The sequence below is a fragment of the Hymenobacter sp. BRD67 genome (assembly GCF_013256425.1).
GTDB lineage: Bacteria > Bacteroidota > Bacteroidia > Cytophagales > Hymenobacteraceae > Hymenobacter.
On sequence record NZ_CP053904.1, the window covers coordinates 165,230 to 179,468 of the forward strand.

Consider the following 14,239-nt stretch of genomic DNA (forward strand, 5'->3'; position numbering starts at 1 on the left):
AACCTGCATCTTTCGTAATTTGCTAGTATTCTTTTCTCTTTTTTTCTCGCGCCTCCGTGTAATTCAAGTTGATAGGTTCAAGTTGTTTTGTATATTAAGAAAATAATATGTTTTCTATGCTATGCCCCCGCTGTGGTGGGCCAGCTTGCTTCTCCCTACCTCCTTCTTTTCCCGAAATACCGGGCGTCGGCACCTGATGCGAGTTGTAGCTAGACTCCGCTTGGTTAGGTAGCAATGGGTAAGCAGCGGTAAATCGGCATAGCCGGTTAAAGCCTGGTAATGCCCTGGGAGTTAGAGAAGTGTCTAGGTCAGCGTATACGGGCGTTCTGGCGTTCGCCTTACGAGACCCTTTGGGGCCGGCCCCTTCTCCTTCAGAAAGGAGGAATGAGGCTAGGAGAAAGTGTACTCTGACCGCTAAGCCGCTCTACTATGCGAGCGGGCTGCCGGCCAAAAGCCGACAGCCCACTGTGTACACCAACCTGACAATAGCCGTAGATAAAGCGAGCAGCCTGGATAAGTCCAGCGCTCAGCCGATAGTCAACGGTGCTGGCTAGGGCTGTGGGGCAGACGGGAGCACACTGGCCCGGCCCACGTAGAGCTGGGTATAGGGCTGGGCAGCTTGGAGTTGCGAGCTGCCAAATGTGGCCTCGGAGGAGAATTCACCGCCTATATATACCTCGCCGCCAGCCGCCAGCGCCATTGCCTGGGCATCGTCGTCGTCGGCGCCGCCGGCCGCCGTCAGGCCCAGCCAGTTACCGGCCCGGCTTAGGTAGCCCACGAAGGCATCGGTGTGCCCATGACTAACGAGCTGAAAGCCGCCGGCCTTAATCTGGTCGCTGAAAGTGCCGGCCACGTAGAGCTTCCCCTTCTTATCGAGCGCGATGCCCACAATACTTTCCAGAAACGGGCTTGAAATACTCTTGACCCAATCCCAGCGGCCGTTGGCGCTAAGCCGGCCCACAAAGCCATCATCGTTGTCGCCGCAGAGGTGAATGGGCCCGAAAAAGGCATCGCCGCTAAACGAGCCTGTTACAAATACGCCGCCGGCGGGGTCGGCGGCCAGGCCCTTGCCATAGGCCGTGTTGGTGCCGGTAGCCGCCGTGGCCCACTGCCACTGGCCCGTACTGCTCAGCTTCCCTACAAAGGCATCGTTGAGGCCTCGGCCCCGCAGCGTGGTGGCCCCAAAGGCAACCAGCGCACTAAAATAGCCTGTTACGTATATATCACCTTTGCCTGATACGGCCAGTGCCCGCGCCTCATCATTGCCCTCGCTGCCGGCGGCCGTAGCCCATTGCCAGCCGCCGGCCGGCGTAAGGCTGGCTACAAAGGCATCACTGATGCCGTTGCTGGTCAGGGTTTTGGGGCCAAAAGCAGCGGTAGCAGCAAACTGCCCGGCCACTACTAGCGCGCCAGTACCGGTAGTGGCCAGGGCACGGGCCAGGTCGAGGCCGGGGCCGCCGGCCGACGTAGCCCACAGCCACTGGCCATCGGTACCGATTTGGGCCACAAACACGTCGGTAGCACCCTGGCTGGTGAGGGTAGTGGCCCCCAGCGTAACCTGGTTGCTGAAGCTGCCCGTAACGAAAATGGCGCCCGAGGCATCGAGGGCAATGCCGGCTCCCTGGTCGCTGCCGCTGCTGCCCGCCGCTATGGCCCATTCCCAGCTGCCTGCGGGCGAGAGCTTGGCTACAAACAGGTCGCTCTTACCCTGGCTGGTGAGCGAAATTGGCTCAAAATCAGTTTTTTCTGTGAAAAATCCTATTGCGTAGGTGTTGCCTTCTTTGTCGGTGGCTACGCCTTTAAGCTGCGAAGTACCGCTGCCGGCCGCCTGCACGGCCCATTGCCACTGAGGACTCTGGCAATAGCCGGGCTGCGCTGCCAGCAACAGTACGGCCACCAAAATAGGCCAAATAGTCCAGAATAAGCGTTTAGTAACCAGAGCCTCCTGCCCGGAGCCGGAGCACTTGCTATTTGCCAGGGCAGGTAATGAAGTAAAGTATGAGCACATAAATCGGGCAAAAAGTACACAGCAAAATTAGCTGTTGCTACCACCGCCGACTTCAAAAAATACTACCCTAAATGCGGTAGCTTATCCATGCCCTTTTCCTGGTAAATTAGTGGTTTAGGTGGGGCTTGTCGGCTGCCGGGAAGGCCCAGCCCAGGCTGCGCAGCTGCGAGGCAATAGCGCGCAGCTCCTGCTCGGCAATAGGCTTGCGGATAATGCCGGCTACGAGGCGATGACTAGCGGCGCGGGCCGTATCGGCCTGGGCCAGCGACGAGGTGAGGATGTAGATGCGGGTAGATTTCAACAGGGCTTCTTCGTGGGGCATCAGGGCCTCCAAAAAATCCCAACCGTCCATCACCGGCATGTTGAGGTCGAGGAAAATGACCTGCGGCTCGGGGGCAGGCAGGCGGGGCAGCAAGTGCGCCAGCGCCTCGGTAGCCGAGTGGAAGGTGCAGATTTGTGAGGCAAAGCCTTCCAGCTCCACCACCTGTTCGGCCAGATACAGGCTGATAAGGTCATCGTCGATTAAATACGTAAGCATAAGCAAGTTAGCGAGCGTCGAGATGAATCAGGAAGCGGGTGCCGGCATTGACGGCACTAGTTACCTCAATTTTGCCACCCATGGCTTCGACGTGGGTTTTGACCAGAAACAGGCCAATGCCCCGTCCGCGCTGGTTGGTATGAAAACGCTTGTAGAGCTGAAAGACATCGGACCCCGCTTTGTACGTGTCAAAGCCCGAGCCATTATCGGTAAAAGAAATGCTGATGCCGCCCTGCGCCGTACGCTGCCAGCTTATCTCTACCAGCAGCGAGCGCTCCGGCGAGCGGTACTTGATGGAGTTGGATAATAAATTATAAAATATACTATATAAAAAAGCCTTGTTGCCGTGGATGCTAAGGCCCTCTTCCTGCCGAAGCTCTACCCGACCGCCACACTGCTCCAGGGCCCCGGCCAGGTGCTCGATGGCTTCCCGGCACACGTCGGCCAGCGCTACTGTTTCGGGAGGTTGGACGTCCTGGTTATCGCGCAGCGATAGTATCAGGTTCAGGTCGTGCAGTACGGTATCGACCTGCTTCATGCTCTGGCCCAGCATGGCCAGCGAGTTGGTGAAGGCCGCGCTGTTTTTATCAACCTTGGTGAGCACGTTGGCCAGGCCCAGGGCATTGGCCAGCGGGGCCCGCAGATTGTGCGAAAGCACGTAGGTAAACTGCTGAAGGTCGCGGTTTTGTCGGTACAGGTCCTGGGTCATTTTGGCCTGGCTCGCCTCAATTTCCTTGCGGTAGGTAATATTCTGCTGAATGGATATAAACTGCATAAGCTGCCCGCTATCGTCGTAGATGGGCGTAATATCCATGGCAAACCAGAGTTTCTGCCCCGACTTTTTATAGTTGAGGATAGTCACGTGGCAGGCCTTCTGCTGAAGCAGGCGCTCGCGGATGCGCTCGATGGTGGCGGGGTCGGTTTCGGCTCCCTGCAAGACCTGGCCGGGGGTTTTGCCCACCATATCGGCCAGCACATAGCCCGTGTGCTTGGTAAAGCCTTCGTTTACCCACTCCGTAATTCCCTGCGCGTCAGTAATAATAACGGAGTTGTCGGTGCCGCTGGCCACGAGTGCCAGCTGCTTGAGCTTCTTTTCGGCGCTTACCTGCTCGGTGACATCAGAAAAGTACACGGCCAGGCCGTCGGGCGATGGAAAGACCTTGAATTGTAGCCAGCAGTTCAATAGCTTTTCAAAGACCCGGAACTGTACCGTCTGGTTGGTGTCGCGGGCCTGCTGGTAGCTGCTGCGGTAGATAGGGTCAGGGTCGGGGAAGACCTCCCAAATGCATCTACCTAAGAAGTTCTTGCGCTTTATGGCAAAAACCCGCTCGGTTTCGCGGTTGAGATAAGTAATATTCCAGTTCTTATCGAGCGAGAAAAAGGCATCGGTCATGCTCTCCAGAATAGTGGTGAGCTGCTCGGCCTGTTGCTTGATAAGGCGCTGCGCGGTGAGGATGTTTGTGATGTCTTTGGCCATTACGTGGACGCCCACTATCTCGCCTTGCACTACCAGGGGCACGTGCTTCACGCGCAGGTGCCGCTCTTCCCCGGCCTCGTTGTTGACGGCAGCCACAAATTTTGCCCGGCGGCCACCCGCGGCCTCGCGGAAGCTTTGCTCGAAAAGCAGGCGCAGGCTATGGGGCAAAAACTCGGCGAGCGGATGGTAGACTACTTCCGGTTTCTGCTTCTTAAAGAAGCTGAGGAAGGCCGGGTTGGCATCCAGAATAAGGCCCTCCGTGGATTGAAAAACGGCCAGGGCCGGGTTGTTTTCGAAGAGCAGCCGCATGCGCTGCTCACTTTCGGCCAGCTCAAAGCTGGCCCGCTTCTGCTCCGAAACATCACGCGAGCTTACCGCATACGCCCGGATGGCCGGGTTGTGCAGCTGGTTGCTTACCGTTGTCTGAATCCATTTCCATTCGCCACTGGCAGTCTGAAAGCGAAAATCGGATATCTGAATATTTTTTTGAACGCCAATCTGATTCCAGAGGGCCAGCACCTGGGGCAGGTCGTCGGGATGAATCAGGGAAAAACAGCTTCTGCCAATGAGGTCTTCGGACCGGTAGCCTGTCGTTTTGAGTGTAGCGCCACCCACGTAGGTGTACACGCCTTCTTCAGTAAGCAGCCCTACCATGTCGAACCCATGCCCGATAAATACTTCGTTGAGGGCTTCGTGCCCGTAGGTGGGCGGCGGCTGGCGCTCAGACGTGGTGTCGCGGCCCACGCACAGCAGTACCCCATCGGCGGGCACCTTGAAGGCCGACCACGAAATACCTACTTCCCGGCCGTCTTTTTTCAGGCAGCGGCTGTCGAAATACATCGGGGCCGATTGGTAGGTGCGCAGGCACTGAGCCAGGGCAGTCTGGCGGTCGGCGGGGTGCATGATGTCGCCAAACGACTTGCCGACCATCTCGTCGCTGTCGTAGCCCAGAATGCTCAGGCTGGCGGTGCTCACCCGCTGAAACCGCCCATGGGGGTCGATAACGCAGATAACGTCGGAGGAATAGCTCATCAAACTCTCTAAAATTCGGGTGTCGTGGGGGCGGCCATAGCTGTCGGTGCGGTAGTAGAGAATGGTTGCCGCAGCCAGGCCGGCAGCGGCGGCGGATTGCCCGCCCAAAAACAACGCGAATAAATACCCTTAGACGAAGCACTGGTCTGGGCTGTTGGGCTGCCAGATAACAAATTTCGGTTGCTTAGGCGGGTGGGGCGGGTAAAAAGCCTACCCAATTTTTGGGTCATGGTCAACCGCCGCCAGCGTTAAGCTTACGGCTGGCCAAAAGCAGGGCTGGCTGCTTGCGGGCTGTTAATCAGCCAGTAGGCAAAAGCACGCTGCCCGGCAATTCGGGTAGTAACGGCCCACCAAAAAGCCTCTCTTGGGGGAGAGACTTTTTGGTGGGCCGCTCAGCGGGCTACTCTTTGAGCAGGCGCTGCATGACTCTCAGGGGAGTATTTTGAATAATAAGCTGGTAGAGGCCGCTGCGAAGGTCAGCCACCGCGAGCTCGTGGGCCAAGCCGCCGGCCAGGCTCAGCACCTGTACCACGCGGCCGGTAGCATCGAGCATGGTTACCTGATACGGCCCGGCAGGCAGCTGAGTCATGTCGAGGGTAGTCGAGGCCTGGGCCGGATTGGGGTAAAGCGCCACCTGCATCGTGAGCGCGGGCGGGGCAAACGTCACCACCTGTACCGGGCTGTAGCTGGCTTTGCCACGCTGGTCCAGCTGCTGCAAGCGGTAGTACACCGTACCGAGGTGCAGCCGTCCCACACCGGCATCATCATAGGCATAGCGGTGGGATAGCGCCGAGGTGGCTGCGCCCGCTATGAACGTGAGCGTTTCGAAGCGGAGACCATCGAACGAGCGCTCTACCCCGAAGCCGCTGTTGGCAAGCTCCTGTGCCGTGGTCCAGCGCAGCTGCCCATCGACGCCCGCAGCCGTAGCCGTGAAGCTCGTGAGCACCACCGGCAGCGGGTAGTTGCCGATTTGCAGGTTCACCGTCTGGGTTGTGATGCCCCCGTTGGCATCCACGGTCCGGATGCCCACCGGGTACGTGCCGGCCAGCAGCATCTGGCGGTCGAGCACGCGCACCTGGCCCGTTTCGGCATCCAACTCGAGGCCGGGCGCGAGGCTGCCGCTGCTCACGCTGGCCGTGCGCACCCCGTTATCGGTGAGGGCCGCCGCGCTGTTGTACACGCTGCTGTTGGCATCGACCACGTTGGCAATTGCGTCGCCGTCCTGGTATTCGTTAGCGCCGCCTTTCAGCGGCGTGCTAGTGTACACCGACGCATTATCCTGGCCAATGGCAATCTCGTACAGGGCTGGCTTCGACACGGCTCCGGCATTGTCGGTAGCGGTGAAGGTGAAGAAGGCGTTGCCCACAGACGTAGCGGCCGGGTCGAAGGTGAGGCTGCTTATATCGGCAAGGGCGATAGACTGCCCGGCTGCGACAGGGGTACCGTTGAGAGCCAATACCCCGGCTGCCGCCGCTGGCAGCGTCGTAACAGTGAAGGAAGCCACGGCACCATCGAGGTCAATACCGCTGATGGCACCCAGGGGGAGCGCATCGGCGGTATTACCGGCCGGCGATTGCAGGCGGTTGAACCGGGCGTTAGCTACCGGGAACTGGTTGGCCAGGGTAGTGAGCACCGGCGAGGTGTTGTTGGCCGTTCCCCACTTACTTCAGTCGTCGTTGTGCTGACGGCAGCCGTCAGGGTCTGGGCCGTGGTCGGGAAGGTGAAGGAGATGGTATTAGCTACAGTGCCAGGACTGCCTACTGACTGCTTGGCAATGCCGGGGAAGGTAACCAGGCCGCCAGTGGGGTTGTAGCTGCCGCCGCCCGAGGCCGTCACGTCGGTGAGGCCGGTAGGCAATTGTACGGTTTGGCTCACGCTGTTGGCCGGCGAAGGCCCGTTGTTTAGGGCAATCACCTGGTAGGTAACCACGCTGCCGGGCAGCGTCTGAGCCGGGCCACTGAGCTGAATGGCTACGTCGGCAATGGGCTGAATAGCAACGCTGAACGACTGCTGGTTATTGCTGGCCACCGGGTCAGAGTACACACCATCGATGAGGGCCGTGGCCACGAGCGGGTCGTTGAGCGGGTTGTTGACGGTAATCCGGTACGTACTGCTGGTGCCGCCCATCTGGTTGAGTATGCTCGGGAAGGTAACAACTCCTGTGGCGGCATCATAGGCACCCGCCAGCACGCTACTGGTGGCATCGCGCACCACTACACTGAGACCGGCTGGCAGGCTCACGCGCTCCTGCATAGCGGAGGCGACGGTGCCGGCATTGGTAGCCACTACCGTAAACACCACCGGCTGCCCGGCCTGCTGCGTGGTAATCGGCGAGTTGTTGCTGTCCGTGGCCGTAATGGTGGTCTGCAAATCGACCTGAGTGCTGGTAGCGGGCTGTACTACGGCAATGGGGCCGCCGGCATTATTGCTCAGAATAGGGTCGTTGGTGGCCCGCGATACGTTGGCCACCCCGGCGGCGCCAATAATGGGCCGGTCGGGCACGGTAATCGTTACGGTCTGGGTTACGGTGCCGGCAGCACCCACCGCCTGGTTGGTAATAGTAGGGAAGGTGATGATGCCCGTCGTCTGGTCATATACGCCCCCGCCCGACGCCACTACCGTGCCCAGGTAAGTAGTGATGCGCAGCTCCGGGGTGCTGCTCAGTGCCTCGGCCGGTCCGTTATTCGTAAAGGATACTGCGTAGGTGGCTGGGTTACCCAGAATAGGCGCCGCGGGGCCGTTCACGCTCACTACAATATCGGTGTTCCACTTCACGGCGGTTGCCACGGCTACCGTGTTGTTGGTGCGCACGCTTTCGGGCGTGGTAGTGCTGACGGTAGCCGTGTTTGCAAACGTTGTGGGGGCGGGCGTATCCGTCGATTTAATAGCCGGCATCTTGTAGGTAATCGTATTCGTTACCACGTTGTTCGCGTCCTGCGAGGCGATGGCCGGAAAGGTAATTACCCCGATGCCGGGGCATAGGTGCCTCCGCCCGTGCTCGTAACCATCTGGGGGTCGAGGCCCGCCGGAATCGTAACGGTCTGCACCACATTGGTGGCGGGTACCGGGCCGTTATTGATGGTATTCACGGTGAGGGTAACTACCTGGCCGGCTGAGGCAGTAGAAGGCGCAATCAGGGTAGTAGCTACATCGGTCAGCAGATTAACATCTATGGTAGAGGTGGCCGTATTGTCGCCGGGTACCGGGTCGGAGGTGGCGGCCGAAACGCTGGCCAGCGCCGCGATGGAGCCGGCGGCCGGGGCCGTCAGGGTAATAGTGTTAGTGACGCTGGTGCCGCTCACGAGCGAGCCGATGGCGAACGTTGCCACACCGGTAGCCGGGGTGTAGGTTCCGCTGCCGAGAGGCTCACCCCGGTAAGGCCGACGGGCAGCGACACCTGCTGCACCACGCCCGTGGCTGCCTGCGGGCCATTATTGCCCGTGGTAATCGTGAACGAGACAGGCGTGCCCGGGGCTACGTTTTTATCCGAAGGCGCTGCTTTGGTAAAAATGTTGGCCTGGTCGGTAGTGGCCGGGCTGCTGGTAGTGGCCGGCGCCGTGTAGAGGTTGTTGCTGTTGCTTTCAGCGGTAGCCGTCGTCACGTTGGCAGTGGCTGTAAAGCCCGAAGCCGGCGCCGCAAAGCTTGCAGTGTTATATATAGTGGCGCCGCTGAGCAATACGGGAATGGCTGGAAACGTAACCACGCCCGACGGCGCATCGTAGCTGCCGTTGTTTGAGGCAAACACCCCGGCCAGGTTGGCAGGCAGCTGCACGGTTTGCACGACCGCTGTGGCGGCCGATACCGCCGTGGCCGGGCCGCTGTTGGCCGTAAGCACCGTAAAGGTGGCCAGGTTGCCGGCCACCACGGCCGTGGGGCCGCTGAGCGTAGTGGTAACATCGGCCACCGGCGTAACGCTGATGGTGGCCGTGCTCTGATTATTATCCGACTGCCCCGAGAAAATCGTGGCGTCGTTCATATTCGAGGTTGCCGTAACCGGTCCGCGCGCTGGAGCGGTGAACGCGACCGTCGAAGACGCATTGGCATTAGGGGCGAGGTCGGGGCAGGTCGCGTAGCTTACAATGCCGGTGGCCGGGTCGTAGGTGCCGCCGTTGGAAGCAGTTACGTTCAGCAGGCCTGGTGGCAGCAGCACGCGCCGCGTTACGCCGGTCGATAGCGAAGGGCCGTAGTTGATGAACGTAACGTTGAACGTGCCCGTAGCGCCGGCCGTCACCGTGCCCGCCTGCGGCGTCACGATGCTGGCCACGTCGGCCACGCTGTTAATGGTGGCGCCAATAGACGCATTATCGGGGGCAGTGCCGCTGCCGCTGCCAGAGTCCTGCTGGCTGTCGGTGACGATTGCGTTCTGAACTGTTACGCCGGAGCCTTCCGGCAGCACCGGCGCAATAAAGCTCACCCGGTAAAAGCGGGCGTCGCGGGTAGGCATTGACGCTACGGTTGGGAACGTAATAATGCCAGTGCCCGCATCGTAGGGGTAGGTGGTTCCATCAGGAAAGAATACGTTAGCCGCAGCGACCCCGGCGGGGAGCGTTGCCGTCATGCGCACATTGCTGGCCGCGGCCGGACCGTTGTTGGCAAATACGAGAGAATAAATTCCTGTCTGGCGGCCGGCATTCATCGTGGAGAGGCCTGATACGCCCGCCACTACATCGGCATAGCCCGTAATGGAGGTAGTAGCCGAGCTGGTATTGTTGTCGGTTACGGGCTCTCCCGTGGCGGTGGTGATAGCGGCCGTAGTGGTTACGGATGCCGTGCCGGGCACCGTGAACGAGATGTTGTAGGGCGTGCTGGTGCCCGCGGCCAGTGAGGGCTGGGTCGGATAGGTAACCGTTACATTGCCGGTCGTCGGGTCGGGAGAACTGATGCTGGTGCTGCCCGTGGCTACGATGCCCGTTGCGGGCTTGTACTTATCGCCCGTGGCCAGCGTCACAACCTGCGTAACGCTGGCTGCCGGCTGCCCGCCGTTGTTGGTGAAGGTAACCGTGGCAGTAGCGGTACTAGCTGCCGCCGCCGTGGCCGGGGCCGTCACAACAGCCAATACATCGGTGCTGCAATTGATGCCTGCCGCGCTGTTGGCGATGCTGGTACTAACCTGCGTATTAGTCAGGCCAACCGTGCCGGCTTCGGCATTAAAGGCTACGCCGCCGGCGGTAGTGCCATTGGCGCCCCTGCCACTGCCTGGCTACCCGGAGCGGCGTTGGTGAAAATAACGCCGCCCCGCCGCCCCGCCGGGGCCGTGCGGACCTTGGGCCGTAGTAGCAGTATTGCTGCCGCCGTTGCCACCGGTGGCCGAAAGCGACAGCTGGCCCAGGGAGGCCGTATTAGTAGCCGTAACCAGAATAGCGCCGCCGGCCCCGCCGCCGCCGCTGCCGTCGTTTGCTACGGTGCTGCTGGCGCTGGCCCCATTGGCCAGAATGCTGCCGAAGCCCGCCACCGAGCCCGTGCGTACCAGCACAATGCCGCCGCCGGTGGCCCCGCTGCTGGCGTAGCCCGTAAGCGGGCCATCGCCGGTACCATCGTTGCTGGAGCCGGCGCCGCCGCCGCCACCCAGAATCAGGCGGTTGGTGCTTACCAGGTCAAGGGGTAGACCCGATTCGCCACCTGTGGCCACATTGCTGCTCCAGGTGTTGCCGCCGTGACCACCACGGGCCCCGTTGCCGCCGCCACCGCCGCCGCTGTTCATGGTGTTGCTGGTGGCATCCCCATCGGTGCCGCCGCCGCCCGCGTTGCCAGGGCCGCCTCGTGCCGAGCTACCGTTGGGGTAACCATCAACGCCCGTGTCGAATAAGGACGTGCCATTGTTTACGTAGCGGGGAGTGCCGACTACGCCTTCCCCTTTCATCGCGTGGGCGCCTACCTGCGTGGTGCCGCTTGCCGGCGCTGGCGCACGATAATCGAGGGTTGTAGTACCGGTGGTGCCTTTGAGGCGCTGGCCGGCCCCGCCCGGAAGCCCTTGCCCGAGGCATCGAGCCTGGCGCCGGGAGCAAAGCTGAGCTTGCCGGTAATGTCGAGGGCCAGCAGGCCCCCGTTTTGCCATCCCAGGCCGCGGGGGCAATAGTGCCGCTCACGGTCAGGTTCTGATACTGCGGAATGCGCACTACCTGAAAGCGGCGCTGGCCGGCCGAGGTAGTGGCATCGGCGTTCTGGTAGCTAAATTTAAGGCCGGTGGCCAGCTGAATGGTACCGCCCGCGGCGGTTACGGTGGGGGCGGTATCAAGCACTTTTACGTACTCGTACTGGCCGGCCGTGAAGTTGGTGCTCAGGTTACCAAAGCCGCCACCACCAGGCTGGCCGTCGCCGTACGAGTCGGTATTGGTTGCATCAATGTCGGCGCCCTGCATCTGAATAACGAGCAGCAAGTCGCCGGGCTTGATGTCAGTGGCCGCTCCCGTAGCTGCCCCACTGCGATGGACGTGGCGTTCACGGCCAGGGTCTGATTGGCTGCGGGGTAATAAGCGTTGGGGTTGGTGCTGATGGTTGGCGACAAGTCCTGTCCCGGCGTAGCGCACGCGGCCGCTATGCCGGCCAGTCCCGTACGCGTAATAGTAGTAGCGATACTCGCGCTGTTATTGGTCAGGTCCTGGTCCGGGATGCTGGCGCTGCTACTATTTGCCGTAACCGTAATAGAGCTGGGAGAGCCCTGCACAACCAATGAAAAGCTGCTGAGGGTGCTGGCTCCGGCCGCCAGGGCAAATGTGTTGAAGGTAACTACGCCCGTGGTGGCATTGTAGCTGCCATTTGTCATTGAAACACTGCTAAATGGCGGCTTGCTCGAAAGCGTTACCGTAGCAGCTACATCACTCACGGCGGCCCCGCTGCGGTTGGTAGTCGTGGTGTTATAAAAGCGCGTCTGGCCCTCCGCTGCCTTAGCCGGCCCCAGATAAGCGTGGCCAGGTCGGCCCCGGCCGTCACCGGTATGGTATAGGTAGCCTGGTTGGAGGTGGCGCCCACATCGTCGGTAGCCAGGTAGCTAAAGGTGGCATTGCCCACAAATGAGCCCACCGGCACAAACGTGAGCTGGTAGCCAGGACTACCAGCCGTGGCCGATGTCGGCACCGTGAAGGTAGTGCCCGCTGTGGCGGCTGTGGTGCTGCCGTTCACGTAAATTGAGCCTTGCGAGCCTGGGTTCGGCACGCTCACTAGCGTGTACGAAACGATAGTCGTGTTGCCAGTGCTCGCATCGGCATCGCTGGCATTGAGCGGGGCAATGGCGGTGGGCGTAGTGGTACTGCTCAGAATAGCCGTCGGGTTGGTTACGGCGTTGGCTACCGGGGCCGTATTCTGCGTGGTGCGCGCAGTGGCCTGGTTGTTGGCCGTGTTGGGGTCGACGGCGGTAGCGCTCACGTTGCTGATGGCGCTCACGCCGCCCGCGCTGGCTGGCGGCATCGTAAAGCTCACCACGTTGGCGACCGAGCCGTTCACGGCCAGGCTGCTGATGGCGGGCAGCGTCAGCACCCCCGTTGTACTGTTGTAGGCGGCGCCGGCTGCTACGCCGTTCAGTAGCACATTGGGGGTATAGCCCGCCGCCGTGGGCAGCGTCAGGGTCAGCGTGGGCGTCACGCTCGCGGGCACGTCGGTGTTGCCGTTGTTAGTAGTCGTTACGGTGTAGCTTACCGAGGTGCCGGCCCGCGCCCGGGGCTGGGTATTGGTGATAGTGGTCTGAATATCAGCCTGAGCGCACCAGGCTATCGACGGAAACACAATCAGCTGGCTGGACGGGTCCGTCTGGGTAGTGGCCGGATTGCGGTACGTCATCACGAGCCGGGTAATGGGCTGCGGAAATGAAAGCAATACATCGGTAGCCGCCGAGGCTGCGCTATTGCTAGTGCCAGTGAGCGTGTTGTTGCTGAATGAGTTAGTGCTGCCTGTCGAAACGTTGGCCGTCGGAATAGTTACCAGGTTATTACTGGCATCATATCCCTGCAGCGTCAGTTGGTCGATGTAGCCCGTGCCGTTATCAATATCGCCAATCGACAGCGTAAAATTGGCCAGTGCCCGGCTGAAGGTAAAGGTGGTCACGGTCGTGGTCGCGGCCGTCGAAGTATAATCCTCAGCCCATACCAGACCCTTGCCCGGCACAGCCGCCTGGTCCGATACAAAGAAAATATCGGTCGTGGTCGGCGAGGCAGCGTAGGGTGTGCCGGTCGGGTTGGCCGTAATAGTTACGCCATCAATAACCACCGAGCGGTTCACTTTCCAGTCTTCGCCCTCCGTGCGAGCGTAGTAGCTCAGCACGTTGGCCTGGCCCGCGCCTGCGCCACACACCGCCTTGCTCACCGGCACCCCGTAGGTAGTAGCCGTCGAAACGTTGCCAAGGTTGTCTTTGGCCTTGTACTGAAAAACGGCAGTGCCAAAGTAGCCCGCCACCGGCTTGAAGGTAAGGTTGCCGGCATTAGCGGCCGCAATTACCGTAGTAGTCGTAAGGGTAGTGCCATTGAGCTTGAGCACCCCCGCCGTTGCGGGCGGCAGCGTCGATACCGTGTACGATACAATCGAATTGCCGGCGTCGGCCGTGGCCGCCAGCGGCACGGCCAGCGGCGTATCGCCGTACGTGTTCAGCACAATCTGGCTGGTGCGCGCCAGCGCTACCGGCACCGCCAGTACGCTGGCCGTCCCGCTTACTCCTTTGGCGGCCGATTTGGAGCCGGTGCCACGAGCCACCGTCTTGCCGGAGGGCGTGTACACATCGGCTCCGCCGGTCTGCGCCTGCGCCACCGGGCCGGCCAGCCCGAGGCCGATTAACAGCAGCCACCAGTTGCTGCCTGCTCGCCGATGCTGGGGGGTGCCCCGGCTGGCCGAGGCCGCTGTATGAGGAACGCGTAGTGGTTTCTGCATAAAGAGTGGTAAGAAGAAAATAGTAAATGCCGGATAGCTGGTCAGTAGCCCACGCCAGGCCTTAGCAATAGAATAAGCCAGGCCTTTATTTGTGCTTTTTCCCGTAAAGCACAAATTTCCAGGGCATTTAGCGCGCGCGCCTGCCCAATGCCTACCCTATTTGCGGGTCAAGGGCACCAAGCCAGTCTGAGAAAGCTCAGGGCTGCTCCCGCAGCGTTTTTTACTCGCGGCTGAGTAGCAGCCGTCTGGCGGGACTCTCCCAGCTTATTCCAGTGAAAAAATATTTTCAGGTATTGCACAGCCCAGACCCGCAAATAGGGTAGGCGCTGTG

10 protein-coding genes and 1 pseudogene are annotated in these 14,239 nt (G+C 60.8%); all 11 read right to left on the minus strand.

Translation table 11 applies throughout. From position 1 onward, the window contains the following. Positions 1–550: 550 nt before the first annotated feature. The 11 genes and pseudogenes from GKZ67_RS00720 to GKZ67_RS00770 all read right to left on the minus strand — a co-directional run bounded on the left by GKZ67_RS00720 (position 551) and on the right by GKZ67_RS00770 (position 13,908). Positions 551–1,897, minus strand: coding sequence for a hypothetical protein (locus GKZ67_RS00720; protein WP_173240716.1), 1,347 nt, complete (start codon positions 1,895–1,897; stop codon positions 551–553). Between the two features lie 217 nt (positions 1,898–2,114). After that, the gene (locus GKZ67_RS00725) at positions 2,115–2,546 is read right to left on the minus strand and encodes a response regulator (RefSeq protein ID WP_173240717.1); all 432 of its coding nucleotides are present in this window, start codon (positions 2,544–2,546) and stop codon (positions 2,115–2,117) included. A 7-nt stretch (positions 2,547–2,553) separates the two neighbouring features. Further along, a complete protein-coding gene (locus GKZ67_RS00730; RefSeq protein WP_173240718.1) occupies positions 2,554–5,163 on the minus strand; it encodes a PAS domain S-box protein in 2,610 nt (869 codons plus the stop codon). Positions 5,164–5,455: 292 nt separating this feature from the next. Next, positions 5,456–6,688 (minus strand): T9SS type A sorting domain-containing protein, encoded by a 1,233-nt coding sequence (locus tag GKZ67_RS00735; RefSeq protein ID WP_173240719.1) that lies wholly within the window; start codon positions 6,686–6,688, stop codon positions 5,456–5,458. After that, entirely contained in the window at positions 6,655–7,977 is a 1,323-nt protein-coding gene (locus GKZ67_RS00740; protein ID WP_173240720.1) for a DUF11 domain-containing protein, read from the minus strand. The genes GKZ67_RS00735 and GKZ67_RS00740 overlap by 34 nt, the downstream gene beginning before the upstream one ends. A 38-nt stretch (positions 7,978–8,015) precedes the next feature. Next, a complete protein-coding gene (locus GKZ67_RS22840) occupies positions 8,016–8,144 on the minus strand; it encodes a hypothetical protein (protein ID WP_254245298.1) in 129 nt (42 codons plus the stop codon). 141 nt (positions 8,145–8,285) lie between these two features. Then, positions 8,286–10,102 (minus strand): annotated as a pseudogene (locus tag GKZ67_RS00750) (hypothetical protein); the annotation flags it as partial. Between the two features lie 153 nt (positions 10,103–10,255). After that, entirely contained in the window at positions 10,256–10,915 is a 660-nt protein-coding gene (locus GKZ67_RS00755) for a hypothetical protein (protein ID WP_173240723.1), read from the minus strand. Next, positions 10,842–11,432, minus strand: a complete 591-nt coding sequence (locus GKZ67_RS00760) for a hypothetical protein (RefSeq protein ID WP_173240724.1) — start codon at positions 11,430–11,432, stop codon at positions 10,842–10,844. The genes GKZ67_RS00755 and GKZ67_RS00760 overlap by 74 nt, the downstream gene beginning before the upstream one ends. After that, positions 11,333–11,953 (minus strand): DUF11 domain-containing protein, encoded by a 621-nt coding sequence (locus GKZ67_RS00765; RefSeq protein ID WP_254245299.1) that lies wholly within the window; start codon positions 11,951–11,953, stop codon positions 11,333–11,335. The genes GKZ67_RS00760 and GKZ67_RS00765 overlap by 100 nt, the downstream gene beginning before the upstream one ends. Beyond that, positions 11,875–13,908, minus strand: coding sequence for an Ig-like domain-containing protein (locus GKZ67_RS00770; protein ID WP_173240726.1), 2,034 nt, complete (start codon positions 13,906–13,908; stop codon positions 11,875–11,877). The genes GKZ67_RS00765 and GKZ67_RS00770 overlap by 79 nt, the downstream gene beginning before the upstream one ends. Positions 13,909–14,239: the final 331 nt, after the last annotated feature.